Genomic DNA, 24,746 nt, shown 5'->3' on the forward strand with positions numbered 1-24,746 from the left:
GGCGGATCAAGAACCCCGCACCGCGTGCATGAACGCACGGATCTTGTCGTGATCCTTGATGCCCTTGCTCATTTCAACTCCGCCGCTGACATCCACCGCATAAGGTCGGACCTGAGCGATGGCTTGCGCGACGTTGTCTGGCGTCAAACCGCCCGCCAGAATAATCGGTTTGCTCAGCGTGTGCGGGATCAACGACCAGTCAAACGCTTCGCCTGTGCCGCCCGGCACGTCGGCAACATAAGTATCGAGCAGGATACCGCTGGCCCTGGAATAGGCCCGGCAACTGGCGGCGATGTCGTCACCCGCCTGCACGCGCAACGCCTTGATGTAAGGTCGATGATAGCCGTCACAGTCTTCGGGCGTTTCGTCGCCATGAAACTGCAAGAGATCCAGAGGTACGATTTCCAGTATCTCGGTGAGCTCGCAACGGCTGATATTGACGAACAAGCCGACGGTGGTAATAAACGGTGGCAAGGCAGCAATAATTGCACGCACCTGCTCGACGCTGACGGCACGAGGGCTTTTGGCGTAGAACACAAAGCCGATGGCATCGGCCCCGGCATCAACCGCGGCCAACGCGTCTTCTATACGGGTAATCCCGCAGATCTTGCTGCGAACGCCTGACATGCAGTGAAAACCTCAAGCCTTGTTCGGGAAAGTCCCGGATGTTAGCAAATGCTTTTCCGGGCGTCAGCCGCCAAGTTCAGAGAAGCCGGTCAAGAAGTGCGGGCCGACGTAACGTTCCGGCAGGGCAAACTCATCGTGGTATTCCACTTTCACCAGGTAAAGCCCGAACGGGTGCGCGGTCACGCCACCGGTCCGACGGACCCGGCTCTCCAGTACTTCCCCGGCCCATTCGATTGGCCGCTCACCGGTGCCAATGGTCATCAACACGCCGGCGATATTACGCACCATGTGGTGCAAAAAGGCGTTGGCGCGAACGTCGATGACGATCATTTGACCGTGACGCGTCACCCGCAGGTGATGCAGCTGCTTGATCGGTGACTTCGCCTGACATTGCCCGGCACGAAACGCACTGAAATCATGGGTGCCGACCAGGTACTGAGCAGCCAGCGCCATGCGCTCTGCATCCAGCGGGCGGTGGTTCCAGGTGATTTCCTGGCCCAGGTGCGCCGGCCGAATCGGATCGTTGTAGATGACGTAGCGGTAACGACGGGCAATCGCCTTGAACCGCGCATGAAAATGCGCCGGCATGACTTGGGCCCAGGTCACGCTGACATCGTGAGGCAAATTGATATTGGCGCCCATGACCCAGGCTTTCAGCGACCTTTCGGCCTGAGTATCGAAGTGCACCACTTGCCCACAGGCGTGAACACCCGCATCGGTACGCCCGGCGCACAACAATGAGACGGGGGACGCAGCAACTTTGGACAATGCGTTCTCAAGGGTTTCCTGAACGGTCAGTACGCCGGAAGCCTGGCGCTGCCATCCGCAATAACGCGAACCTTTATACTCGACGCCTAATGCGATTCTGGAAAAGCCGGCGGCAGCCATCTCGGCTGCCGCAGTGGTCATATTTTTCAATTTGTTACGCCAATATCGTTTTCGCAGTGGCGGCCATTATACGCACCTGAAAGCTGAGTACCACGCAGGCCAGCCTTCCTTTATAGAGCGCTCCGTGGCCATCGAAGAAACAGCGGTTTGCCAGCCAGCAACCCAACAACCTCCTCACGCGCTATCTGGTCGCTCTTTTTTCGCCACCCTATTTTTTGCAAAAAAGTAACATTAAGGTGCTCAAGCGCCGCGATTCATCTGTTCCAGCCAATGCTTGAGGTCGGCCACTTCAGCTTCATTGATCGAATGCCCCAAGCCGGGATAGGCATGAAACTGCACCGTGACCGAACCACCCTTCAAGAGTCGATCCGCCTCGATAGCCAAAGCGAAGGGCAATGTCCCATCGGAAGTGCCATGACCGATGAACGTGGCCGGCATTCCCAGAGGCTTGCCCGGTTCCACTTCAGCGCGCAGAGAGGGCAGCATCGTTCCGCTCAGCGCCGCAATTCCGCCGATAGCCTGCGGATGGTGCAGCGCAACGTAGTAACTCACCATTGCGCCCTGGCTAAAACCTACCAGATACACCTTCTTCGCCGAAGTCCGGTATTTCTGAATCGCCGCAACGACAAACTCGGCGATCAGCCGCTCACTGTTTTTCACCTGCGCGGTGTTGCCGTCATATTCACCGGTGCGATTAGTCTTGTCGAACCATTGGAAGACGCCATCGGCCAGGGTCATCGGCGCGCGAACAGACAGGTAAGTGTAGCGGGCAGGTAACGATTCTCTCAGCCCGAACAAGTCATTCTCGCTACCACCATGACCGTGGAGGAAAATGACCAGAGGTTGATTGTTCGAACCTGGCTGGGTCTGTTCCAGATAGCTAAGCGGCAAGTCGCGTTGCACAGCCTCTTCGGCATAAACCGGAGACGAGCACAGCAGAACCATCAATGCGAGCCACTTACTCATTATTCACGACCTGGGAGGATGAAAGAGGCTAAAAAGATTAGCACGTCGGGTACACGGTATTGCACGCAATGGCGAAGACCACACGTTGTAGGCGATCATGTTCAAGCCCGATAAAATCGCCAACCGCCTTCATGTGTCGTACGTTCTGAGCGACACACATGGCCACTTGAACCTTGACGGAGTCGCTCATGCAGTTTCTCGAGAACGCACCACGCTTTCTGTTTTTTACTGGCAAGGGGGGTGTAGGTAAAACGTCGATTGCCTGCGCCGCGGCCCTGGAACTGACGGCACGAGGGAAACGCGTACTTCTGGTGAGTACCGATCCTGCATCCAACGTTGGCCAGGTATTTGGCATCAGCATTGGCAACCGCATAACCCCTGTACCCGCAGTTGCTCATTTATCTGCGCTCGAAATCGACCCGCAGGCGGCAGCCCAAGCCTACAGAGATCGCATTATCGGGCCTGCACGCGGTGTGCTGGACGCCAATGTCGTAAAGGGCATGGAAGAACAGTTGTCCGGGGCATGCACAACAGAAATCGCCGCCTTCGATGAATTCACAGCGCTATTGGTGAGCGCCACGTTGCTCCATGACTATGATCACATCATCTTTGATACAGCGCCTACCGGGCACACCATTCGCCTACTCCAACTGCCTGGCGCCTGGAGTGGATTCCTTGAAGCAGGTCAAGGCGATGCCTCTTGTCTAGGGCCATTGGCGGGGCTCGACAAACAGCGTGATCAATATCACAAGGCGGTTGAAGCCTTGTCCGATCCGGCACTGACTCGACTCATCCTGGTCGCTCGTGCCCAGAACGCCACGCTACGCGAAGCTGCACACACCCACGAGGAACTTGCGAGTATCGGCCTGCGCCAGCAATACCTGGTGGTCAACGGGATTTTGCCCAGGACTGAAGCTGATAAAGATCCTTTGGCTGCCGCAGTATATGCACGGGAACAAGAAGCCCTTGCGCAGATGCCGGACGCGCTCAAGGCGTTGCCCGCTGATCAACTCCCCCTGAAAGCTTTCAACCTGGTTGGGATTGATGCACTGAAACAGTTGTTACGCGAAGACGACGGCGCGGCTGAAACGCTTGACTCTCCAACTACCGAGATTCATGCGCCCAGCTTGAGCGACCTGGTGGATGACATTGCGGCTGATGGCCATGGACTGGTGATGGTCATGGGTAAAGGCGGCGTCGGTAAAACAACACTGGCGGCGGCGGTGGCCGTCGAGTTGGCACACAGAGGATTGCCCGTTCACCTCACCACGTCCGACCCGGCGGCTCATCTAGCAGAAACCCTGGACGGTTCAATGGCAAACCTCACCCTCAGTCGCATTGATCCTCACGTTGAAACCCAGCGGTATCGCGATCAAGTGATGGCCTCTAAAGGCGCGCATCTGGATGAGCAGGGAAAAGCGCTTTTGGCGGAAGACCTTCGCTCTCCCTGCACCGAAGAGATCGCGGTCTTCCAGAGCTTCTCGCGCATTATTCGGGAGGCTGGCAAGAAGTTCGTGATCATGGATACTGCCCCAACCGGTCACACCCTTTTGTTGCTTGATGCCACCGGTGCCTATCATCGCGATATCGCCCGGCAGATGGCAGGCAGCAACACCCACTTCACGACGCCGATGATGCAGCTTCAAGACCCCAAGAAAACCAAGGTCTTACTTGTCACGCTGGCTGAAACAACCCCCGTGCTAGAGGCTGCCAATCTGCAAGCCGACCTGCGACGGGCGGGTATTGAGCCTTGGGCCTGGGTGATCAACAACAGCATCGCGGCAGCCAAGACCCAATCCCCACTGCTTCGTAAGCGGGCGACAAATGAGCTCAAGGAAATTGATCATGTAATCCACGAGCATGCTCACCGCTATGCCGTAATCCCGCTGATGGCTGAGGAGCCTGTCGGGGTAGAACGTTTGCTTGGATTGAGTGCAGCACTGTAGTTTTTCTGCTGTTTCTCCCCTTTACCCTGCAGTGCCATGCGCAGGACACGCCGCAATCTCCAGAGCCCTTCCACGCCCAAACAAGACCCGGTTTGGCGGACGAAAGGCAACGAGACCGCGGCGTGGTTATCTGCGCCTGGGAACTGGCACAAACCTGATACCCGACTAAGCTTGCGTTTGCCGATCGCCAGCAGTAAACATCCACACTACACAGGCGTTTTTACGATGAGGGACAGAAGCTATTGGGTTGATTACGCAAAAGCGATAGGTATCATTTTAGTTGTATATGGTCACGTCGCCAGAGGCGTTTACAGTGCCGGGCTGCCTATCGATGCCTATACATTTCGAATGGTAGACAGCATTATTTACAGCTTCCACATGCCGCTGTTTTTCTTCCTGTCAGGCCTGTTCTTTTACGAGTCGCTCACGAAGCGTGGCGCGGGCGGACTGATCGTCAACAAAATTGATACCATCGCCTATCCATTCATTATCTGGTCTTTGTTGCAAGGCAGTATTGAGTTTGCACTGTCGAATTACACCACCCACAGCACCTCTTATTTCGATGTGCTTTCTTTTGCCTGGAATCCAAGGGCGCAGTTTTGGTTCTTGTATGCTCTTTTCTGGATCTTTGTTTTAAGTGCGCTTATTTATTCGCTGGTCAGCAAGGCTTATTCGGCACTGTTGCTCTTGTTTTTCGCTGTCCTGTTTGTGGTCAGCAAAGAACTGCACGCAGGGGTCATCGTATATTACATAGCCGGAAATACCGTTTTCTTTGTCTTCGGCATTGTATTCAACGATATAAAGGATTTTTTCGAGCGGCGCTGCAAGGCATTGGCGATGGGCCTTGGTATTGCTTTTCTGGCGGGGCAATACATTTTTCACTTCGTACTGGGACTGACCTACGACGTCGTCGGCGTTACGGCATTAATGCTCGCGGCGGTCTCGATTCTGTTTGTTGTGTCGTTGTCCATGTGCCTGGATAAAGTTCGCCTGGAATGGTTCATGTTTTTAGGGACGTCCTCCATGGCGATCTATCTAATGCATGTTCTGGCCGGCAGCGGTGCACGGATAATCCTAGTGAAGGTCGCCGGAGTACAGGCTGCGTCCGTTCATTTGGCGGTAGGAACTCTGGTTGGCATAACCGTACCACTGCTCGCCCTCACGCTCATTGAACGCTACAAATTAAACTTCCTCTTCGTACCCCCTCCGTCCATTTCTGCAACCTGTCTGATCGGAAGGCTGAGTAAAAAGGCCAGCTCAACTTAAACCCTGAGTCACCGGGGGCACGCCTCAGGGAGGATGCCCCACACCGTCCATGACGAACCTGCCAAACGCCATAAACGCAAACGACCGCCAAGGCGGTCGTCATACGGTAAAACCAAGAGCATCGACTCAGAGCAAGCGCGCCAGCATCTCCTGTGCTTCGGTTTTCTGGGTTTCATCACCTTCGCCGACCACTTCGTCGAGAATATCGCGGGCGCCATCGTTGTCGCCCATCTCGATGTAAGCCCTGGCCAGATCAAGCTTGGTCGCAGCCTCATCCGTACCCGCCAGGAAGTCGAACTCAGGCTCGTCGTCCGCGAGAGCTGCGTCCTCTGCGGTAACGCCCGGGGCTTCGAACGGCTTGGCGATCGGTGGGTGCTCAAGGCTCTGGGACAAACGATCCAGCTCGGCATTGACGTCGTTGAGTTCCGAATCGAAAGCATCGGGCGCTGCTTCAGCGTCAATTTCATCGGCCAACGACAGGTCGAAATCAGCCGGCAATTCCAGATCGTCCGCAGACGACTTATCGACGACGGGTTGATCCAGGGTCGGAGCGTCATCAAAAGCGGGAAGATCTCGCAGGTCATCTTTGAGGCTGAGCAGGAAGTCATCCTCGGCACTCAACGATGGCTGCTCTTCCGGGAGATCCAAGTCGAAATCTGCCAAATCATCGGACGGGGCTTTCCTGGCGTCCGTCTGTTGTTGCAACACCGCGTCAAAATTCAGGTCATCATCGAGCAACGCGTCGGTCACCAAAGGCGCATCAAGGTCCAGATCGTCGCCCAAAACAGGCACATCATCGAGCGTCGACTCGACCGGGTTTTTGATGATCGCAGGCGAGGCTTCTTCCAGATCATCCAGACTCAGGTCGAAATCCTGGTCAAAATCATCGAGATCATCGGACTCCGCGACAGGCGCCGGAGCTGGAACCGGAGCAGGTGTTGGTGTTGGTGTTGGTGTTGGTGTTAGAACTGGAGCCGGAGTTGCTGCCGGAGCAGGCGCTTCAGGCTCGTCAAGCATCAGGTCCTCGACGTAGTTGGCGTCTAGTTCGGCTGCCAGGGCCGCAGCGCTCAAGCCAGCAACTGCTGCCACCAGCATCGTCGGATAGCGGCTTTTCAGTTGTTCGACTTCAGCGTGATTTTTGCCGGTGGCCACCAACTTGCGTTCCTGGCCAGTAAAGCCACTGCGATTACCTTGCTCTGCATAGACTTCCATCAGTTTCAGGCGCAGGTCGCTGCGTTGCGGCTCTTCCTTGATGGCCTCTTCCAGAAGTTCGGCAGCCTGATTGAGACGACCGTTGGCAAGATGAACCTCTGCCTGACCAAGAACATCAGCCGATCGTTCACGCACCGGCTCAACGGCAGGTACTGGCACTGGCACTGGCGCCAGCATGACGCTTGGCGGCGGAACATCGACACCGTCGAAACTGTCTTCAGGCAAATCCATGTCAGCCGCAAACTGGGTTTCTTCGGCCAGCGCCCGAGCCATACGTTTATGTTTGTCAGACGCTTGCCGAGCATTGCGACGTCGCGCCAGGAGCAGCAGCAAGAGCAGCGCAATCAACAGCGCGCCGCCACCCACCAACCCCAACATCAGCGGGCTGGCAAGCAATTGATTCAATGCATTATCTGCATTTTCTTCTGCTGCGGGCGCGGCAGGCGCAGGAGCGATCGGCGCGGCATCCGGCGCTGCGCTGGCTTGCGCAGCACCCGGTGGCAGAGCATCTTCGGGCGCAATCTCGCCCGGGACCTTCGCAACCATATCAGCCGCGACCAGTTCAGCAGGTAGCGGTGGCACGGTATTAGTGGCGCCAGGTGCGGTCGCCCCATCAGCCTGCATCTTCGCCAACTGATCATTTTTCAACTGGATCAAGCGCTGCAACTTGTCCAACTGGCTTTGCAAATCAGTCATGCGGCTTTTCAGTTCCGCATTATCACGACGCGTCGTGTCGAGGTTTTCCTTGGCTACCGCCAGCTTGTTGCTGAGCGCCTTGCTATCACCCGAGGCACCTTTGCCGCCCGCCTTGGAGCTGCCCGAGACCAGGCTCAAGTTATCCTGCGCGTCGACCTTGGAAGGTGCGGCGTCGGCACGAGCGCGACGGGTCGCATCAACCTGACGCGCGGCTGCGGGCAAACTGCGACGCTGACGCCAGGCCACATTTTGCTCCGCCACCTGAGCGACGGCCTGCGGCTGAGGGAGCGTGGTGATTTGCTGCTGATCGGGAAGACGCAACACTTGACCGGTTTTCAGCCGATTGATGTTACCGCCAATAAACGCATCCGGGTTCAGCGCCTGAATGGCCAGCATGGTCTGCTGAACCGACCCACCATTGCGCACGCGGGCGGCGATTTCCCACAACGTATCGCGTTTACTGGTGGTGTATCGAGCAGGTTTAGCCTCCGCGACCGGAGTCGGCGCAGGCGCCTCTACCGGTGCAGGCGGCGTTGCGGCCGGTGCTTGAGGCTCGGCGGGCGCAGTGGCCGGAAGTTGCGCAGCAACGGCCGCTTCCGGCGTAGCCTTCGGCGGATCGAGTAACAGGCTGTATTCGCGCAGCAACCGGCCGTTAGGCCAGAGCACTTGCACGAGGAATTTCATGTAGGGGTCACGAACCGGCTTGCTCGACGTAATCCGCAGAACGCTTTTACCGCCGGCATTCAGCACCGGGGTAAACGTCAGATCATCGAGAAATGCCTGCCGAGCAACGCCAGCCTGGGCGAAATCAGCGGATGGCGCCAAGCTCGGCACTACCTGCCCGGCATTCAGGTCTCGCGCATCAAGCAACTCGATCTCGGCAACCAGAGGCTGGTTCAGGGTCGACTTCAATGTCAGGTCCCCGAGCACCAACGCATGCGCCATACCGGACGACAACGCCGAAGCGGCAGCGATTGCTAAAACCAGTTTGCGAACCTGAACCATAGCCCATCCCTTGTTTGAATATTCCTCGGCAACCGAGAAGGTAAAGTCTGAAAGCTAAAACGATTCTTGAATTGTTGCCAAGTATCTTTTACACAAGGTCTTTTATCAACAATTCAGCCACTTGCACAGCGTTCAACGCCGCACCCTTGCGCACATTATCAGACGTGATCCACAGATTAAGTTCCTCCGGGTCGTCGATCCCTGTACGCACTCGTCCTACATAGACGACATCCTGATCCACGGCATCACCAACCGCCGTGGGGTAATCGCCCGCTTCAATCAGTTCGATTCCCGGTGCAGCCTCCAGCACAGCATTGACTGCCGCTAGATCGACCGCGCCCGATAGCTGCAGCGAAACGCTAAAGCTATCGCCAAAAAATACAGGAGCTTGAACGCAGGTAGCGGACACCTTAAGCAATGGCATGGCAAGCAACTCGCGCAACTCTGTGACCAAACGCTTTTCCAACGGCGCATGGCCTTGGGTGTCGGGCGTACCGACCTGAGCCAGCAGGTTGAACGCCATCTGCCGATCAAAAAAGCGTGGTTCCATCGGTCGCACATTGAGCAGCTCAGCGGTTTGCCGAGCCAGCTCCGCCACCCCTTCGCGGCCCTGACTGGACACCGCAAGGCAGGCAGTGACATTGACCCGGACGACGCCGAGCAGCGCACGCAACGGCGCGATCACCACTGCCAATGCCGTCGCCGACGGGCTGGGACTGGCAATTTGATACGGCTTTCTCAGCGCGCCAAGCAGGGCCGCGTTGACTTCTGGAATAATAGTGGGCGCCTGCTCAGCCGGCAAACCGCCCGACAGATCGATCACCGTGCAACCCGCCGCTGTCGCCCGCGCTGCATAGCTGCGGGTAATGGCTGGGCCAGCGGCAAAAAAGACCAGCTGGACTTTGCTGAAATCGAATTCATCCACTTCACGCACGCGCACGTTCTTGCCCTTGAACGGCACCGAATGGCCCGCCGATTCGATGCTCGCCAACAAGTGCAGACTGGCCACCGGAAACTCGCGCTCTTCAAGAATCTGGACGAGGGTTTCGCCAACAGTGCCGGTGGCGCCGATCACGGCAATATCAAAGGACTGCTTCATGCAAAAACCTCAAGCAAAAACGGGGAGCGGCACTTTAACCGTCGAGGTACCGACAGGCAATTAACCGCAGGAACAGAGACAGGTCCAGAACTGCTGACAACCCACTTCAGGGTTCGAGTCCGATTCGAAAAAATTCGCCACCACTCCATACGCCCAACCAACGCTGGCCATCTATTTCTCGCGTTACCGCCAGATCAACCAATTGATAGAACACATTGCGGTGCATCAGCGCTTCCAGATTGACCCGCACATGGACATAAGGCGCTGGTTCCTGAGTGAGCGGGTCAATTTCTACCCGTATCGGATGCTCGGGCCCCGCCTCGGTCTGATCCTCGACATTGGTGGTGAAGCGCAAACGCTGATCTTCGCCCTGGCCTTCCACTTCAAGGCTGACTGCAACAAAAGGTGCGTCATCCACCCTGATCCGGACCTTCTCCACGGGAGTGATCAGAAAGTAGTCGTCGCCGTCACGGCGCATGATCGTGGAGAACAGGCGCACCATGGGCTTACGTCCAATGGGCGTGCCGAGGTAGTACCACGTGCCGTCACGGGCGATACGCATATCTATATCGCCGCAAAAATCGGGATTCCACAGATGAACAGGCGGCAACCCCTTCGACTTGGGAATCTGCGCGAATAGATCGTTGGCATTGCCGGAACCACTCATGCCTTTCTCCTTAGCGACTCATGCCTAACAGACTGCGAGCGTAGTCCTCCAGGGGTGGACCAAGCAAATCTTCGGGCTTAGTGTTGCGCAGTGTCAGCAATCCGCCGCGGGTGTGAATCCGTGCGGTATCGATCAAATAGCGGGTACTGGTTTCGATCAGCATCAGCTGAATCACGCCGCTGTCGACGCCCAGCCGATCCACGGCTTGCTGGTCGTGCCATTCGTCAGTGTTGCCAATCCTGTCGTCAGCTTTGGCGAAACGGGTGTACAGCAAATAATGCGCACCCGCCGCGCGCGCCTCGCTTAAGGCTGCATCCAGACCAATCGGCGCTCGGGCCCGACGAACCATAGGGAAGTATTCGACAAAGCCGTCAAAGGCTTCTTCCGCCACGACATTAGGCCGCGGATAGGCATTGCCGGGGGGAACGAATGAGCCCTGGGCAATATAGATAAAGGAGTCTGCCTGTATACGCAGATTGTTCGCGCGACTCGTGTTGCTGTGATCGAGTAAGCCCGCATCACTCAACTGATCGTGAGCGCCCTGCCCCATGTCACTGACACTCATGCAGCCACTCAACGCCAGAAGCGTCAGTAGCAAAACCAGACTACGCATCATCCACTCCCTCGTGCCGGTGACGGAAAACCGGCGAATGGGCACAAGATGCAGCTTCCGCGCCATCAAGCAGTGTATGAGCGACGATGATGGACAGTTTTACGTGGGAACGCCGGGATGCGAGAAGCTTAGCCGCCAATAATTTTCATGATCGTGGCGCCGCCGGAAAACGCGACTTCTTGCTTGTCGCCCAAGGCTCTGACCAGCAAACGCTGGAGCGCTGGCAACGCTTCGTGGCGTGGCTTATCCAACAGATCGCCTACGTAATGGCGGTTGCTGGAGGACAGGCAACCGTGCAACCAGCCCGTGGAAGAAAGGCGCAAACGTGAGCAGGTACGGCAAAACGGTACGCTTTCGTTGGCAATCACGCCGAAAAAACCAAGGTCGGGAATTTGATAGCGGACAGCTGTAGCATCGACTGGCGCGTCGGCTTGCAGGTACTCATAACGCTCGCCGATCAATGCCAGCAATTGTTGCAGACTGACAAACTGCTGCAGGAAGGCATTCGAATCGTTGGCCAGATGGCCCATGCGCATCAACTCGATAAACCGCAGCTCGTATCCGCGCTCAAGGCAGTAGTCGAGCATCGGCATCACCTGATCCAGGTTTTGCCCGCGCAGCGGCACCATATTGACTTTGATTTTGATCCCGGCGGCGCGCGCCTGATCCATGCCGTCCAGCACGCTGGCCAGATCCCCGCCACGGGCAATCTGGCGGAAGGCCACAGGATCAAGGGTATCGAGGGACACATTGAGCCGACGAATACCCCCATCGACCAGCAATGGCAGCTTGCGAGCGAGTAATTGTCCATTGGTGGTCAGGCTGATATCAGCCAGCCCCAATTGACCGACTCGCCCCATGAACGCTTCCAGCTTCGGGCTCACTAGTGGCTCGCCGCCAGTAATACGCAAACGCTCAATGCCCGCGGCTTCGATCAGATAGGCTACGCCACGCGCCATGGCATCGGCCGACAATTCATCCTGCGCAGCCACCAACCGCTTGCCGTTGGGCACACAGTAGGTACACGCATAGTTGCAGGCTGAAGTCAGGCTGATTCGCAAGTTGCGGAAACGCCTGCCTTGACGGTCAACGATCATGAGCGACTCCGGCTAAGAAATTAGGCCGGTAAAACATGACTGGACATCACGTTTCAACCAACCCCGGGGCCCAGTATATTCCCGCACCAACGATCCCTGCATTCACTACCTGACGCTATAACGGTACCGAATATATCAGCTGCCTGGCGGGGTATCGGTATCACGCTTGCGCTTGTTACCCATACGCACGCCGATGTCCATCAGGAACTGAAAAAAGCCCTCCTGATCTTCCAGCACATTGCTCCAGAACGGCGAGTGATACAGGGCCACGGCGCCATGCACCAGTGCCCAGGACGCACAGTAATGAAAATAAGGCGGCACATCTTCGAGCTTGCCTTCGCTGATCCGCCCCTTGATCAACAGGGTCAGGCGCTCGAAGTTCGACGCGCGAATCCGGTGCAACTCCTCGATCATCTCCGGCACCTGATTGCCCTTGACCACTTTTTCTTCCAGTCGATCGAACAACCGGTAGCGCTGAGGATCGCGCATGCGGAATTCGAAGTAGGCGCGGGATAAAGCTTCCTTATCCTTGTCGACGTCGGCAGAGTGGAGCAACTCGTTCAAATCGCGCTCGTAGTCGAGCATCAGGCGCAGGTAGATTTCCGCCTTGGACTTGAAGTGCTTATAGATGGTGCCTTTGCCGATACCCACGGCATCAGCGATCATCTCGACGGTGACACTGTCTTCACCTTGATCGAGGAACAGCTTTAGCGCGGTATCGAGAATTTCTTGCTCGCGGCGACGAAACTCACGGACCTTACGAGGTTCTTTTTGCATAAGAAAAGGTCTGTAGGGGTCAAAATCGAAGCCGCGTATTATGCCTAACTTGCGCCAAATTGCACGGATCATCCGACCATGTCTACGTTTCTTGATGAATTTGCACAGGCCCCGGGCCTGCGATATTTAAACCACGCTGCGGTCGCCCCCTGGCCAAAACGCGCCGCGACCGCCGTCAGCCGCTTTGCCCAGGAGAACGTTTTATTGGGCGCGAGGGACTATCCAGACTGGATGGTGGTAGAGCAACGCTTGCGTGAACGCCTGATGCGCCTACTGAACGCACCGTCGACCGATGACATCGCTCTGGTCAAAAATACCTCGGAAGCGCTGTCATTCGTTGCATTTGGACTGGACTGGAAAGCCGGCGACCAGATCGTTATCAGCGATGAAGAGTTCCCATCCAACCGCATCGTCTGGGAGGCGCTGGCGCCCCAAGGCGTCGAAGTCATCCAGGTCAGCCTCAAAAACGACGACCCTGAGGCGGCGCTGCTCGCCGCCTGCGGTGCTCGCACACGCCTGCTGTCGATCAGCGCGGTGCAATACGCTTCGGGCCTGCGCCTGGATCTGGAGCGTCTGGGCCAGGGCTGCAAACAACGCAGCGTGCTGTTCTGCATTGATGCTATCCAGCAACTGGGCGCCCTGCCCTTTGATGTTCAGGCAAACCAATGCGACTTCGCCATGGCAGACGGCCATAAGTGGTTGCTGGGCCCGGAAGGCCTGGGCGTGTTTTATTGCCGCAGCGAATTGCGACCACAACTGAAACTCAGTGAGTTCGGCTGGCACATGCTCGAGCACATGGGTGACTACAACCGCACGACATGGGAGCCCGCCCTGTCTGCGCGCCGCTTCGAATGCGGCAGCCCGAACATGCTTGGCACCATGGCATTAGAGGCCAGCCTTTCGCTGCTCGAAGACGTCGGCATGGACGCAGTGGGGAAGGCCATTGCCGAGCGCATTCTCTGGCTCGAAGACGGGTTGAGCGCCATTCCAGGTGTCCGCTTGCACACTCCAAAAAACCCTGAGAAACGCGCGGGAATCCTGAGCTTCAGCCTGGACGGTATAGCGAACGCCCACGTATTCGAGCACCTTAAACGGGAACAGGTGGTGTGCGTTCAACGTGGACCCGGCGTCAGATTTTCCCCACACTTTTATACTGAGTCGCGGGTGATCGAAGAGACATTGGCCATCGTACGCACGCTGGCGGCTCATTGAGAACTCAACAGAAGCGGATGTATTCCAAATCTGTTTAAAAAATGAGCATCTGCGACTGGACGCCCGCCAATCATGACCAATACTAAGATAGTTGACGCGACATCTCCCCCAAGTGACGCGTCAATGAAGGTGCCGATGGACCGAGCGCCTTTGTTTTACTCCTAATGGTCTTAACCCGGATTCCCCCCCCAGAGCCCGGGTTTTTTTTGCATGAAAATACCCTGCAGGGCAGCGCTCGAGAAAAGAGTGCCTAGCGCTTCACGTGCGCCAGAGGGAACAGCCGCCTAAAGTTTTCAGTGGTCTGCTCGGCAAAACGCTCGTAGGACTCACCACGCAACATCGCCAGAAACTCTGCCACTTCCCGCACATATTGCGGAAGGTTGGGTTTGCCTCGATAAGGAATCGGTGCCAGGTAAGGTGAGTCGGTCTCCACCAGTAATCGATCGACGGGCACCTGACGTGCCACGTCTCGCAGAGCATCGGCATTACGGAAGGTGACGATCCCGGACAACGAGATATAAAACCCCAGGTCCAGCGCCGCCCTGGCCATCTCCCAATCCTCGGTAAAGCAGTGCAGTACGCCAGCGTGCGGCAACGCAGCTTCTCGCAACAGGTTCAAGGTGTCGGCGCGAGCGCCACGAGTGTGCACAATAACCGGCTTGCCCGTGATGCTGGCCGCCTGCAGGTGCAGACGAAACGATTGTTGCTGAAGCTCGGCAGCCTCAGGCTCATAGTGGTAATCCAGTCCCGTCTCGCCAATGGCCACCACCCGCGGGTGATTCAGCTCATCCAGCAGCCAGTCCAGTGCCGGTGCCTCGCCCGGCTGCAGGTCCAGCGGATGAATACCCACCGAACAATCCACGTCGTCATAACGCTCAGCCAAGGCTTTGACCGCACCGGCATTCTCGGCGCTGACACCGATGCACAGAAAATGCCCGACGCCCCGCGCCCGTGCAGCGTCAAGGGCTGCATCGAGCGAACCTGCATGCACAGCGAGATCGAGACGGTCGAGGTGGCAATGGGAATCTACAAGCATGGCAGGATGGCAACTACATGGTATGGGTTGGACGGTCGGATTTCAGGGCTCCGGCCAGGTACGTTTCAATCTTGTTCCGGGCCGTGTTGTCGCCATCATTGAACTGGACGCCAACTCCCGCCGCCCGATTACCCTGAGCGCCCTTGGGCGTTATCCAGGCAACCTTGCCCGTCACCGGGATTTTTTCCGGCTCGTCCATCAGGTTGAGCAGCATGAACACCTCGTCACCCAGCTTGTAGCTTTTGCTGGTAGGGATGAACAGCCCGCCATTTTTGATGAATGGCATATAAGCGGCGTACAACACGGATTTGTCCTTGATCGTCAGGGACAAAATGCCGTTCCGTGGGCCTGGACTCAGCGGCAAGTTCATTGCAACTCCTGGGGACATGATCCGAATAATAGGGTCTGTTGACGTTTGTTGGCGAACCGCGTTGCGATGCCAACGTGTGCGAGGCAAGGCGCGGGATGCCGCTAATGGTTGTTCCCTTGGCAAATCCCGCAACGCAGCCTCGCGCACGTTGGCGCGCAACCCGAAGGGACGGGGCCCATTTGGCGCAGGGCTGCGTTGCTCGGAACTTATTTGGAACAACCAAACCGCGTTCCTCGCGCCTCGCCCTGCGCCAAATGGGCCTCCGTCGCGGTCGTCACCAAACGTCAACAGACCCTAGAGTCTAACCTTGTCCGGGCAAGCCTGCCCACTGCACCAACAACGCTTCGAGCAACAACACCCGGTTAAGATTGGCTTTGGACATGACTTTCTGACGCTGGGCCAGCACCCAGTCCTGAATCCCGAGGACCTTGCTCTGAGTGGATTTCTGCGCCAGGTATTGCAGCACCTTACGCATATCCCCCAAGCCTAGCCCCGCCTCATCCTGGGTCAGCTGATAGCGCAGAATCAGATGCGACCAGTCGCAGAACCAGTCGAACAGCAACAACAGCGGAATATCTTTCCAGCCTTCAGCCAGCTGAGTGGGTGATTGCTGGTGTTTAAGCAGTTTTTTCACACCGTCCACCACCAGCGCCCGCTGCTCCCGTACGCCCTGAGCCTGCAGGCTGACTGCCGCCAAGGGCGAACCGGCGGCCAGCGCCAGCAGTTCGACACGCTCATCCTCCGCGCAATCGGGCAACGCGCTGGCCAGCCAGTCCAGGCTCATCGCCTCATTGGGCAGCGGACAGGCCTGTTGCACGCAACGGCTTTTGACCGTCGGCAACAAACGGCTCGGCTGATGACTGACCAGCAACAGCACGGTATTGCCGGAAGGTTCTTCGAGGCTTTTGAGCAATGCGTTAGCGGCGTTGACGTTCATCGACTCGGCAGGCTCGATCAACACCACCTTGCGACCGCCCATTTGCGCGGTCTGCACGACGAAGCTGACCAGATCGCGAACCTGATCGACCTTGATTGCTTTGTCCGCCTCTTCCGGCTCCAGCACGTAATTATCCGGGTGACTGCCCGCGACCAGTAGCAGGCAGGACTTGCACTGACCACACGCGTCCAGTCCTTCAGGGCGCTGACACAACAAGCGAGCCATGAGGCGCTCCGCCAGTGCGCGCTTGCCGATGCCCGCAGGCCCATGAAGCAAGTAAGCGTGCGCGTGCTGGCTACGCCCGGCCAGTTGCTGCCAAAGACTTTCTTGCCACGGGTAGGCCTCAGCCACGTTGAAGCTCCAGCAACTCGGGCAGCAAGCCATCAAGTGACTGCTGAACCTCCGACAGCGACAACGCTGCGTTCACCAGACGGTAGCGCTCAGGACTGGCGGCCGCACGTTTCAGATAGGTACTGCGCACGGCATCGAAGAACGTCCGACCTTCCTGCTCGAAACGGTCGAGCCGCCCACGGGCCGTCGCACGCGCCAGACCCACTTCCACCGGCAAGTCGAACACCAGGGTCAGATCGGGACGCAGATCACCCTGAACAAAATGCTCCAGGACGGCGATTCGCTCATGGGACAAGCCACGGCCACCCCCTTGGTAAGCGTAGGTTGCATCTGTAAACCGATCACACAGCACCACTGCCCCGCGAGCCAGTGCCGGACGAATGACTTCAGCCAGATGCTGGGCTCTGGCAGCGAATACCAACAACAGCTCGGTATCGGCGTTCATCGGTTCATCGCTCGGCGCTAACAACAGCTCGCGAATCCGCTCAGCCAAAGGCGTGCCGCCCGGCTCCCGGGTCAGCACAACATGGACACCATGGGCGCGCAGGCGCTCGGCCAGGTATTCGCGGTTGGTGCTTTTACCGGCGCCTTCCGGACCTTCCAGGGTAATAAACAAGCCAGTCACAGGCAGTCCTTAATCAAATTCATTGCGGGCCCTGCTCGCTTTTTTCATCTGGCGTGGCAGTGGATGCGGGAGCCGGTACGACCTCTGGCTCCGACGTTGGCATGGAGCCCGGAGCGGGAACAGGCGCCGGACTGGAACGATAGTCCGCACGTCGTTTGAGCTGAAACTCGCGAACCGCGTTGTTATGGGCGTCCAGATCAGCAGAAAACACATGACTGCCGTCACCGCGAGCAACGAAATACAAGCTGCTGCCAGGCACTGGATTAAGCGCGGCATGGATGGCTTCGCGTCCCACCAACGAGATCGGGGTCGGCGGCAAACCAGCGATGACATAAGTGTTATAGGGCGTTGGCTCTTTCAGGGAAGCACGGGTCAACTTGCCGTTGTAACGCTCACCGAGGCCGTAGATCACGGTAGGATCGGTCTGCAACAACATCCCCATCTGCAGGCGCCGGACAAAAACGCCGGCGATTTGCGCACGCTCCTGAGGCACGCCGGTTTCTTTTTCGACCAGCGAGGCCATGATCAACGCATGATACGGGTCGACATAAGGCACCTCAGCCGCACGTTTGGTCCACTCCTCCGCCAGGACTTCATCCAGGCGGTTGTACGCCTGCTTGAGCAAGTCGACGTCGCTCATGCCGCGTACGTAACGGTAGGTGTCAGGGAAGAAACGACCTTCAGGGAATACATCGGCGTGGCCCAGCCTGGCCATCAACTCCGTGTCGCTCAACCCGGCCAGGTTCTGCTCAAGCTTGAGCTGCTTGGCCAAGGCCGCACGGACCTGACGGAAATTCCAGCCTTCAACCAGTGTCAGGCTGTATTGCACCACCTCGCCACGATGCCACAACCCCAGTAGCGCCTTGGCATTCATTGCGGGTGTCATGCGGTATTCGCCGCTGTGGAACGATTGATCCGACAGATTAAAACGCCAGTAAAGACGCAACCAGAAGGCGTCCTTGATCACCCCGTCGGCCTGCAAACGATTAAGCACGCCAGTGGGCGTGGAGCCTGCGGGGACGTCGAGTAACTGTTCCTGAGTCAGGTTCAAGGGCTGCTTCAGCGCTGCATCCTGTTGCCAGACAGACAGGCCCAGCAGTAACCCTGCCAGGACCAGACAACCTTCGAACAACACCAATAATTTACGAATCACCGATCAAACATCCAGAAGCGCGCGAGCAATGCCCTGCAGTTTACGGGTGAGCGGGCCAACCGGCCAGTTCAGCCGTGCAACCCCTCGCACGGGCCACACACCGTAGACACTGTTGCTCAGAAAAACCTCGTCCGCCTGCTCCAGATCGAGCCACTGGATGTCGCGTTCTTCAGTGCCAATGCCCAGCGTCCGGGCTTGAGCCAGCAGTTCTGCGCGCATCACACCGGCCACGCCGCAACGGCTCAGGTCGGCGGTCAGCAGCACACCCTCCTTGATCAGAAAGACATTGCTGTACACACCCTCGATTATCCGCCCGGAGGTATCGCACATCAGCCCTTCGGCGTATGCGCTGTCCTGCCACTCGCTACGCGCGAGCACCTGCTCCAGCCGATTCAGATGCTTGAGCCCGGCCAACAGGGGTTGTTCAGATAAACGAGTAAGGCATTCAAACAGGCAGATACCCTGCTCGGCATGAGCCGCCGGATAGGCTGGCGCCGCGCCGCCCTGAAGGATGCGCCGTGGCTCGGCCATGGGTGCGGGTGCGTAGCCACGCAAGCTGTCGCCACGGGTGAGAATCAACTTCATCACGCCCTCGCCCAACTGCGCAGCAAACGCCAGCAATTCGCTGCGGATCAATGATTGATCCGCAGCAATCGCCAATCGACTGCAACCTGTCGCCAGGCGCTGCAGGTGACGTTCGAACAGCAAGGGTCGCCCGGCCTTGACGGCAATGGTTTCAAACAAACCATCGCCGTAAGCCAGACCCCGATCCGTCACGGGCAGGGTCTCAGCTGGACGACCATTGATCCAGCTCGGCATCAATCAGCGTACCGACGGAACACCAGCGAGCCATTGGTGCCGCCAAACCCGAAGGAGTTGGAGAGCACGACATCGATAGGCATGCTTCGAGCCTCGTGCGGGACAAAGTCCAGATCGCAGCCTTCGCCCGGCTCATCAAGGTTGATCGTCGGCGGCGCAACCTGGCCGTTGATCGCCAGAATACTGAAGATCGCCTCGACCGCCCCTGCGGCACCGAGCAAGTGGCCGGTCATCGATTTGGTCGACGTGATGGCCAGCTTGTAGGCATGGTCGCCAAAGACAGTCTTGATCGCCGATGCTTCGGCCAAATCGCCCGCCAGGGTCGATGTGCCGTGAGCGTTGATATGCTGCACTTCATCGACATTGATCCTGGCGTCACGCAGCGCGTTGGCAATGCAACGTGCAGCGCCGGCACCGTCTTCGGGTGGCGAGGTCATGTGATAAGCGTCGCCACTCATGCCAAAGCCGATCAGCTCTGCATAGATGGTCGCGCCACGCGCCTTGGCGTGTTCCAGCTCTTCAAGCACCAAGGCTCCAGCGCCATCGGACAAGACGAAACCATCACGGCCTTTGTCCCACGGACGGCTTGCCCGTGCAGGGTCGTCATTGCGGGTAGACAGCGCCCGCGACGCACCAAAGCCACCCATGCCCAGACCACAGGCAGCCATTTCCGCGCCCCCGGCGATCATCACGTCAGCTTCACCGTAGGCGATGTTGCGTGCGGCCATACCAATGCAATGGGTGCCGGTGGTGCACGCCGTTGCGATGGCGTAGTTAGGCCCCTGTGCACCCAGATGGATCGACAGGAAGCCAGAGATCATGTTGATAATCGAGCCCGGTACAAAAAACGGAGAAATCCGCCCCGGCCCTTGCTCATGCAAAGAACGACTGTTGTTCTCGATATTGGTCAAGCCACCGATGCCCGCACCCATGGCAACGCCAATGCGCTCACGGTTAGCGTCGGTCACTTCAAGCCCGGAGTTGCGCACGGCTTGAAAGCTCGCGGCCAAACCGTACTGAATGAAAAGGTCGAGACGCCGTGCCTCTTTGGGCGCCAGATATTCCTCAACGTTGAAGCCTTTTACCGAGCCGCCAAAACGGGTGGTAAAGGCCGAAAGGTCCGTGTGTTCGATCAGACCAATGCCACTGCGACCAGCCAGAATGCCCTGCCAGGAACTCGGAACGTCCGTGCCCAATGGCGACAACATACCCATACCGGTGACTACGACGCGTCTACGCGACACAGCACTCTCCTTTAATCTATTGACGACTCTTTACATCACTTCTAAAGAAAAAACCGCACGCCGTGATGGCAGTGCGGTTTTTCCCGACAGCAAGCGACGACTACAAACCATTACGCCTGGTGGGCAGTAACGTAGTCGATAGCTGCTTGAACGGTAGTGATTTTTTCGGCTTCTTCGTCAGGAATTTCGGTCTCGAATTCCTCTTCCAGAGCCATCACCAGCTCCACGGTATCAAGGGAGTCAGCGCCCAGGTCTTCAACGAAAGAAGCAGCATTTGTCACTTCCTCTGCCTTGACGCCAAGTTGCTCCATAACGATTTTCTTGACGCGCTCTTCGATGGTGCTCATACCTTGTTTTAACTCCTAGTGGACAAATTCAGGCAGCTGGCCGGTGGGTAAGTGTATCGAAGAGGTTTTACGCATTTCAAGCTCAATGCTCATCCTCTGTAACCACACCCGCCTTCCGCCTATTAATAGATTGCAGCTTTATAACGGATTTTAGACCGCCCGTATGACATTTTTTTGAAGCGATCCGTCACATTCAACTCATGTACATGCCGCCATTCACCGGGATTGTAGCCCCGGTAACGTAGGCCGCACCTTCAGATGCAAGAAAAGCGACCACGTGTGCGATCTCTTGCGCCTGCCCCAAACGTCCCAAAGGAATCTGGGTAATCAATGCGTCACGTTGCGCTTCTGGCAGCTCGCGAGTCATATCAGTATCGATAAAACCAGGCGCAACCGCGTTCACGGTGACCGCACGCGAACCGACTTCACGGGCCAGGGCCCGGCTGAAACCTTCCAGACCAGCTTTCGCAGCCGCATAGTTTACTTGGCCTGCGTTGCCCATGGCACCCACTACCGAACCAATACTGATAATTCGACCCCAACGAGCCTTGGTCATGCCACGCAAAACACCCTTGGACAACCGAAATAGACTGTTCAGGTTGGTGTCGACAACGTCATGCCATTCGTCATCTTTCATTCGCATCATCAGGTTGTCACGGGTGATACCGGCGTTGTTGACCAGAATCAACGGGGCGCCAACGCGTTCCTGAATCAATGCCAGTGTCGCACTGACCGACGCATCGCTGCAGACATCGAGCGCCAGCCCGAAGCCTTCAATGCCGTTTTCCTTGAAGGTCGCACTGATACGCTCGGCGCCGGACTCGGACGTTGCCGTCCCGACCACGGTCGCACCGTTACGTCCCAACTCAAGAGCAATGGCTTGGCCAATACCGCGGCTCGCACCGGTGACCAGTGCAACTTTACCTTGCAGGTTCATGCAAGCTTCTCCTAATCAGGCCAATGCCGCACGGGTGGCGGCGAAGGCGTCTGGGGTATTGAGGTTGTAGGTTGTCACACCTTCGGCGCAGCGCTTATTCAAACCCGCCAACACTTTTCCCGGCCCGCACTCGACCAACCGGGTCGCGCCATGGGCTGCCAGGAACTGGATAGATTCGACCCAACGCACAGGTTTGTACAATTGTTCTAACAGATCGCGCTTGAGGGTATCGAGGTCGGCCACCGATGACGCGCTGACATTCTGTACCAGCTTGATCTGCGGTGTCTGCCAGGCAATCGCCGCGATGGATTCGGCGAAGCGCTCAGCGGCCGGACGCATCAATTCGCAATGTGACGGCACACTCACAGGCAGTGGCAATGCACGCTTGGCGCCACGGGCCTTGCAGGCCTCAATGGCACGTTCGACAGCGGCGGCAGAACCGGCGATCACGACCTGGCCCGGCGAATTGAAATTCACCGCGCTGACGACATCGCCCTGGGCAGCCTCGGCGCACGCCGCCAGCACATCGGCATCGTCCAGCCCCAGAATGGCAGCCATACCGCCCTGGCCCGCAGGCACAGCCTGTTGCATCAACTGACCCCGACGCTCCACCAACTTGACCGCATCGCTCAAGGTCAGGCTGCCTGCCGCTACCAGCGCGCTGTATTCACCCAGGCTGTGCCCGGCGACATACGCAGGGCGCAAAGCGCTTTCAGACAACCACAGGCGCCACAGCGCCACAGAGGCTGTCAGGATCGCAGGCTGGGTTTTATCGGTTTGATTGAGTTGTTCTTCCGGCCCTTGCTGGGTCAGCGCCCAGAGGTCGTAACCCAAGGCTTCGGAAGCTTCACTGAAGGTCTCGAGGATCAGTTTGTGCTGAGCGCCCTGCTCGGCGAGCATGCCGAGGGACTGCGATCCTTGACCCGGAAAGACGAATGCGAGGGATGCAGACATTGATCAAGCCCCTAATGATTTGTCGTCGAAAATTGACGCCCGGCCAGGCCAGGCGCGAAACTCAAAATTAACTGTCCGTGAATGGACAGTTGGATGACTGACCAGTCACCAGCGTCACATTTGCGCAACTCGCGCCCGGAGACAGCCTAAAGCAGCCCCTCAAGACGCCCACCCAAGCGTTGCGGGAGGTTTTCCTGTATTTCGATCAGCGCTCGTTGAATCGCGCTCTGGAAGCCTTGCACGCCTGCGGCGCCGTGGCTTTTCACGACAATGCCCTGCAAACCCAAAAAACTCGCGCCATTATGCCGTGCAGGCGCCAGGTCGGCCCGCAAACGCTTGAGCATGGGCAACGCTAAAGCACCCACCACCCTTGTAAATACATTCTGCTGGAACAGCGATTCGATCCGTGCGCCGATCATTGTCGCCAGCCCCTCGCTTGACTTGAGCAGGATATTACCGACAAAACCGTCGCACACCACAACATCAGCCTCGCCACGGTACACCCCATCACCTTCGACGAAGCCGATGTAGTTCAAACCCGGCGCAGCCTGAAGCAGAGTAGCCGCCAATTTGACCTGCTGATTACCCTTGATGTCTTCGGTGCCAATATTGAGCAACGCCACCCGAGGCCGGGGAACACCCAAGGCCTCAGCCGCGACAGCACCCATGACGGCGAACTGATAGAGGTTTTCGGCACTGCAATCGACATTTGCTCCCAGGTCCAGCAACTGGCAATAACCACGCTGAGTCGGGATGGCTGCGATCATCGCGGGTCGATCAATGCCTGGCAAAGTCTTGAGCACAAAGCGTGACAGCGCCATCAGCGCCCCGGTATTACCCGCACTCACACAAGCCTGAACCTGGCCCTCGGCCAACAACCCCAACGCCACCCGCATCGACGAATCAGGCTTACTGCGCAAAGCCTGCGAAGGCCGCTCATCCATGGCGATCACTTCGCTGGCGTTTACAACACGCAGACGTGAGCGATCCACACCGGAATGGCGAGCAATCAATTCTTCAAGAAGGGGGGCTTGACCGACGAGGGTCAGGTGCAGCGAGGGCGTAGCGAACAAACAAGCGATACTGGCCTGCACAATGCTGCGGGGACCGAAGTCCCCACCCATTGCGTCAATCGCGATGATCGGAGCGGACAAGAAATTACTCGTCAGCGCCCTTGTCGATCACTTTGCGACCACGATAAACACCTTCCGGCGATACGTGGTGACGCAGGTGAATTTCACCTGTGGTTTTTTCTACAGACAGAGTGCTTGCCACAAGAGCGTCGTGCGAACGACGCATGTCACGGGCAGAGCGGGATTTTTTGTTCTGCTGAACAGCCATAATTGATTAACTCCTAAACGTTTGGGTCACGCTTTAACTGCGCCAATACACTGAACGGGTTGGACCGCGTTACCTCGTCCACGCTCGGCTCGGACTCGTTAAGGTCCGCCGGCTGCTGGCATTCTTCCGGATGATGAGCAGGCACAATGGGCAAGGCGAGCAACAGCTCCTCCTCGATCAATGCCAGCAGATCCAATGGATCTTCGCCCAGTTCCAGCACGTCATAACCTTTCGGTAACGACTGGGTATTCGCACCCTCTTTCACCACAGCGTAACTGCATTCGCTATGGATCGGCAGGGTGACCAGCTCAAGACAACGCTGGCAAACCATTTTGACCTCGGCGTCGATGGAACTGTGGATGACCACAGATCTGCGCTCGTCTCGCTCAAAAATGAATTTAGCCTGCACCGTACCGAGGTTATCGGAAAGCGGGTCGCAGAGTCTCTCCAAATCAGCCAGCAGTACTTCTCCCTGAAGAGTAGTGCCACGATCAGCTAATTTGCGCGGGTCAACGTGAGGTGGAATCGGGTCATTCAACATAGGCGCAGCATTCTAGGGAC

Annotated in this window: 26 protein-coding genes; 3 read left to right on the top strand and 23 right to left on the bottom strand. The window is 57.5% G+C overall.

What is annotated here, in order from left to right:
* Positions 1-6 precede the first annotated feature (6 nt).
* The 4 genes from ACVBEG_RS18720 to ACVBEG_RS18735 all read right to left on the bottom strand — a co-directional run bounded on the left by ACVBEG_RS18720 (position 7) and on the right by ACVBEG_RS18735 (position 2,671).
* Positions 7-627: a phosphoribosylanthranilate isomerase gene (locus ACVBEG_RS18720; protein ID WP_322180791.1), complete on the bottom strand. Its 621-nt coding sequence runs from the start codon at positions 625-627 to the stop codon at positions 7-9.
* A 63-nt stretch (positions 628-690) separates the two neighbouring features.
* Complete coding sequence (truA, locus tag ACVBEG_RS18725) at positions 691-1,515, bottom strand: tRNA pseudouridine(38-40) synthase TruA (protein WP_322182787.1); 825 nt, start codon at positions 1,513-1,515, stop codon at positions 691-693.
* A 240-nt stretch (positions 1,516-1,755) separates the two neighbouring features.
* Positions 1,756-2,481: an alpha/beta hydrolase gene (locus ACVBEG_RS18730; RefSeq protein WP_323565960.1), complete on the bottom strand. Its 726-nt coding sequence runs from the start codon at positions 2,479-2,481 to the stop codon at positions 1,756-1,758.
* Positions 2,482-2,518: 37 nt separating this feature from the next.
* Entirely contained in the window at positions 2,519-2,671 is a 153-nt protein-coding gene (locus ACVBEG_RS18735) for a hypothetical protein (RefSeq protein ID WP_322180795.1), read from the bottom strand.
* On the opposite strand from ACVBEG_RS18735, the gene arsA reads away from it, so the two are divergent.
* Positions 2,670-4,427 (top strand): arsenical pump-driving ATPase, encoded by a 1,758-nt coding sequence (gene arsA, locus ACVBEG_RS18740; protein ID WP_322180797.1) that lies wholly within the window; start codon positions 2,670-2,672, stop codon positions 4,425-4,427. The two genes, ACVBEG_RS18735 and arsA, sit on opposite strands and share 2 nt — an antisense overlap.
* Positions 4,428-4,652: 225 nt before the next feature.
* Positions 4,653-5,693 carry an acyltransferase family protein gene (locus tag ACVBEG_RS18745; protein ID WP_322182790.1) on the top strand — a complete coding sequence of 347 codons (1,041 nt, stop codon included), beginning with the start codon at positions 4,653-4,655 and terminating at the stop codon, positions 5,691-5,693.
* A gap of 126 nt (positions 5,694-5,819) precedes the next feature.
* Here the strand turns inward: ACVBEG_RS18745 and ACVBEG_RS18750 are convergent, their stop codons facing one another.
* From ACVBEG_RS18750 to ACVBEG_RS18775, 6 genes are all read right to left on the bottom strand, one after another.
* The gene (locus ACVBEG_RS18750) at positions 5,820-8,606 is read right to left on the bottom strand and encodes a FimV/HubP family polar landmark protein (protein WP_447108181.1); all 2,787 of its coding nucleotides are present in this window, start codon (positions 8,604-8,606) and stop codon (positions 5,820-5,822) included.
* 88 nt (positions 8,607-8,694) lie between these two features.
* Complete coding sequence (locus ACVBEG_RS18755) at positions 8,695-9,705, bottom strand: aspartate-semialdehyde dehydrogenase (protein ID WP_447108182.1); 1,011 nt, start codon at positions 9,703-9,705, stop codon at positions 8,695-8,697.
* 106 nt (positions 9,706-9,811) lie between these two features.
* On the bottom strand, positions 9,812-10,372 hold the full coding sequence (locus tag ACVBEG_RS18760; protein ID WP_323565957.1) for a DUF1285 domain-containing protein: 561 nt from the start codon (positions 10,370-10,372) through the stop codon (positions 9,812-9,814).
* A 10-nt stretch (positions 10,373-10,382) separates the two neighbouring features.
* Positions 10,383-10,985, bottom strand: coding sequence for a DUF4823 domain-containing protein (locus ACVBEG_RS18765; RefSeq protein ID WP_323565956.1), 603 nt, complete (start codon positions 10,983-10,985; stop codon positions 10,383-10,385).
* Between the two features lie 128 nt (positions 10,986-11,113).
* Entirely contained in the window at positions 11,114-12,082 is a 969-nt protein-coding gene (locus ACVBEG_RS18770) for a GTP 3',8-cyclase MoaA (RefSeq protein WP_322180807.1), read from the bottom strand.
* Between the two features lie 135 nt (positions 12,083-12,217).
* Positions 12,218-12,859: a TetR/AcrR family transcriptional regulator gene (locus ACVBEG_RS18775; protein ID WP_322180809.1), complete on the bottom strand. Its 642-nt coding sequence runs from the start codon at positions 12,857-12,859 to the stop codon at positions 12,218-12,220.
* 78 nt (positions 12,860-12,937) lie between these two features.
* Between ACVBEG_RS18775 and ACVBEG_RS18780 the strand changes: the two genes are divergently transcribed.
* A complete protein-coding gene (locus ACVBEG_RS18780; RefSeq protein WP_322180812.1) occupies positions 12,938-14,071 on the top strand; it encodes an aminotransferase class V-fold PLP-dependent enzyme in 1,134 nt (377 codons plus the stop codon).
* Positions 14,072-14,321: 250 nt separating this feature from the next.
* On the opposite strand, the gene ACVBEG_RS18785 is transcribed toward ACVBEG_RS18780, so the two are convergent.
* The 13 genes from ACVBEG_RS18785 to ACVBEG_RS18845 all read right to left on the bottom strand — a co-directional run bounded on the left by ACVBEG_RS18785 (position 14,322) and on the right by ACVBEG_RS18845 (position 24,726).
* Positions 14,322-15,107, bottom strand: a complete 786-nt coding sequence (locus tag ACVBEG_RS18785; RefSeq protein ID WP_322180814.1) for a TatD family hydrolase — start codon at positions 15,105-15,107, stop codon at positions 14,322-14,324.
* Positions 15,108-15,120: 13 nt separating this feature from the next.
* Positions 15,121-15,477, bottom strand: a complete 357-nt coding sequence (locus ACVBEG_RS18790; protein WP_322180816.1) for a PilZ domain-containing protein — start codon at positions 15,475-15,477, stop codon at positions 15,121-15,123.
* 301 nt (positions 15,478-15,778) lie between these two features.
* Positions 15,779-16,765: a DNA polymerase III subunit delta' gene (locus ACVBEG_RS18795; protein ID WP_323569285.1), complete on the bottom strand. Its 987-nt coding sequence runs from the start codon at positions 16,763-16,765 to the stop codon at positions 15,779-15,781.
* On the bottom strand, positions 16,758-17,390 hold the full coding sequence (gene tmk / locus ACVBEG_RS18800) for a dTMP kinase (protein WP_322180820.1): 633 nt from the start codon (positions 17,388-17,390) through the stop codon (positions 16,758-16,760). The genes ACVBEG_RS18795 and tmk overlap by 8 nt, the downstream gene beginning before the upstream one ends.
* Before the next feature lie 19 nt (positions 17,391-17,409).
* Positions 17,410-18,543, bottom strand: coding sequence for an endolytic transglycosylase MltG (gene mltG / locus ACVBEG_RS18805; RefSeq protein ID WP_323565953.1), 1,134 nt, complete (start codon positions 18,541-18,543; stop codon positions 17,410-17,412).
* Positions 18,544-18,546: 3 nt separating this feature from the next.
* On the bottom strand, positions 18,547-19,362 hold the full coding sequence (gene pabC / locus ACVBEG_RS18810; RefSeq protein ID WP_322180824.1) for an aminodeoxychorismate lyase: 816 nt from the start codon (positions 19,360-19,362) through the stop codon (positions 18,547-18,549).
* Positions 19,362-20,606 carry a beta-ketoacyl-ACP synthase II gene (fabF, locus tag ACVBEG_RS18815; RefSeq protein ID WP_322180826.1) on the bottom strand — a complete coding sequence of 415 codons (1,245 nt, stop codon included), beginning with the start codon at positions 20,604-20,606 and terminating at the stop codon, positions 19,362-19,364. The genes pabC and fabF overlap by 1 nt, the downstream gene beginning before the upstream one ends.
* A gap of 110 nt (positions 20,607-20,716) precedes the next feature.
* Positions 20,717-20,953 (bottom strand): acyl carrier protein, encoded by a 237-nt coding sequence (gene acpP, locus ACVBEG_RS18820; protein WP_219061625.1) that lies wholly within the window; start codon positions 20,951-20,953, stop codon positions 20,717-20,719.
* Between the two features lie 193 nt (positions 20,954-21,146).
* Positions 21,147-21,890, bottom strand: coding sequence for a 3-oxoacyl-ACP reductase FabG (gene fabG, locus ACVBEG_RS18825; RefSeq protein WP_322180829.1), 744 nt, complete (start codon positions 21,888-21,890; stop codon positions 21,147-21,149).
* A 15-nt stretch (positions 21,891-21,905) separates the two neighbouring features.
* Positions 21,906-22,844: an ACP S-malonyltransferase gene (gene fabD, locus ACVBEG_RS18830; RefSeq protein WP_322180831.1), complete on the bottom strand. Its 939-nt coding sequence runs from the start codon at positions 22,842-22,844 to the stop codon at positions 21,906-21,908.
* A 146-nt stretch (positions 22,845-22,990) separates the two neighbouring features.
* The gene (gene plsX, locus ACVBEG_RS18835) at positions 22,991-23,998 is read right to left on the bottom strand and encodes a phosphate acyltransferase PlsX (RefSeq protein ID WP_322180833.1); all 1,008 of its coding nucleotides are present in this window, start codon (positions 23,996-23,998) and stop codon (positions 22,991-22,993) included.
* A 4-nt stretch (positions 23,999-24,002) separates the two neighbouring features.
* Positions 24,003-24,185 carry a 50S ribosomal protein L32 gene (gene rpmF / locus ACVBEG_RS18840; protein ID WP_219061629.1) on the bottom strand — a complete coding sequence of 61 codons (183 nt, stop codon included), beginning with the start codon at positions 24,183-24,185 and terminating at the stop codon, positions 24,003-24,005.
* Between the two features lie 13 nt (positions 24,186-24,198).
* Positions 24,199-24,726 (bottom strand): YceD family protein, encoded by a 528-nt coding sequence (locus tag ACVBEG_RS18845; RefSeq protein WP_219061630.1) that lies wholly within the window; start codon positions 24,724-24,726, stop codon positions 24,199-24,201.
* Between the last annotated feature and the right edge of the window lie 20 nt (positions 24,727-24,746).

The sequence above is a fragment of the Pseudomonas sp. GG8 genome, from assembly GCF_052976945.1.

Excerpts from the sequence above, each read along its gene's own strand:
- ACVBEG_RS18720 (WP_322180791.1), bottom strand. The coding sequence starts at position 627 with ATGTCAGGCGTTCGCAGCAAGATCTGCGGGATTACCCGTATAGAAGAC.
- truA (WP_322182787.1), bottom strand. The coding sequence starts at position 1,515 with ATGGCTGCCGCCGGCTTTTCCAGAATCGCATTAGGCGTCGAGTATAAA.
- ACVBEG_RS18730 (WP_323565960.1), bottom strand. The coding sequence starts at position 2,481 with ATGAGTAAGTGGCTCGCATTGATGGTTCTGCTGTGCTCGTCTCCGGTT.
- arsA (WP_322180797.1), top strand. The coding sequence starts at position 2,670 with ATGCAGTTTCTCGAGAACGCACCACGCTTTCTGTTTTTTACTGGCAAG.
- ACVBEG_RS18735 (WP_322180795.1), bottom strand. The coding sequence starts at position 2,671 with ATGAGCGACTCCGTCAAGGTTCAAGTGGCCATGTGTGTCGCTCAGAAC.
- ACVBEG_RS18745 (WP_322182790.1), top strand. The coding sequence starts at position 4,653 with ATGAGGGACAGAAGCTATTGGGTTGATTACGCAAAAGCGATAGGTATC.
- ACVBEG_RS18750 (WP_447108181.1), bottom strand. The coding sequence starts at position 8,606 with ATGGTTCAGGTTCGCAAACTGGTTTTAGCAATCGCTGCCGCTTCGGCG.
- ACVBEG_RS18755 (WP_447108182.1), bottom strand. The coding sequence starts at position 9,705 with ATGAAGCAGTCCTTTGATATTGCCGTGATCGGCGCCACCGGCACTGTT.
- ACVBEG_RS18760 (WP_323565957.1), bottom strand. The coding sequence starts at position 10,372 with ATGAGTGGTTCCGGCAATGCCAACGATCTATTCGCGCAGATTCCCAAG.
- ACVBEG_RS18765 (WP_323565956.1), bottom strand. The coding sequence starts at position 10,985 with ATGCGTAGTCTGGTTTTGCTACTGACGCTTCTGGCGTTGAGTGGCTGC.
- ACVBEG_RS18770 (WP_322180807.1), bottom strand. The coding sequence starts at position 12,082 with ATGATCGTTGACCGTCAAGGCAGGCGTTTCCGCAACTTGCGAATCAGC.
- ACVBEG_RS18775 (WP_322180809.1), bottom strand. The coding sequence starts at position 12,859 with ATGCAAAAAGAACCTCGTAAGGTCCGTGAGTTTCGTCGCCGCGAGCAA.
- ACVBEG_RS18780 (WP_322180812.1), top strand. The coding sequence starts at position 12,938 with ATGTCTACGTTTCTTGATGAATTTGCACAGGCCCCGGGCCTGCGATAT.
- ACVBEG_RS18785 (WP_322180814.1), bottom strand. The coding sequence starts at position 15,107 with ATGCTTGTAGATTCCCATTGCCACCTCGACCGTCTCGATCTCGCTGTG.
- ACVBEG_RS18790 (WP_322180816.1), bottom strand. The coding sequence starts at position 15,477 with ATGAACTTGCCGCTGAGTCCAGGCCCACGGAACGGCATTTTGTCCCTG.
- pabC (WP_322180824.1), bottom strand. The coding sequence starts at position 19,362 with ATGCCGAGCTGGATCAATGGTCGTCCAGCTGAGACCCTGCCCGTGACG.
- acpP (WP_219061625.1), bottom strand. The coding sequence starts at position 20,953 with ATGAGCACCATCGAAGAGCGCGTCAAGAAAATCGTTATGGAGCAACTT.
- fabG (WP_322180829.1), bottom strand. The coding sequence starts at position 21,890 with ATGAACCTGCAAGGTAAAGTTGCACTGGTCACCGGTGCGAGCCGCGGT.
- fabD (WP_322180831.1), bottom strand. The coding sequence starts at position 22,844 with ATGTCTGCATCCCTCGCATTCGTCTTTCCGGGTCAAGGATCGCAGTCC.
- rpmF (WP_219061629.1), bottom strand. The coding sequence starts at position 24,185 with ATGGCTGTTCAGCAGAACAAAAAATCCCGCTCTGCCCGTGACATGCGT.
- ACVBEG_RS18845 (WP_219061630.1), bottom strand. The coding sequence starts at position 24,726 with ATGTTGAATGACCCGATTCCACCTCACGTTGACCCGCGCAAATTAGCT.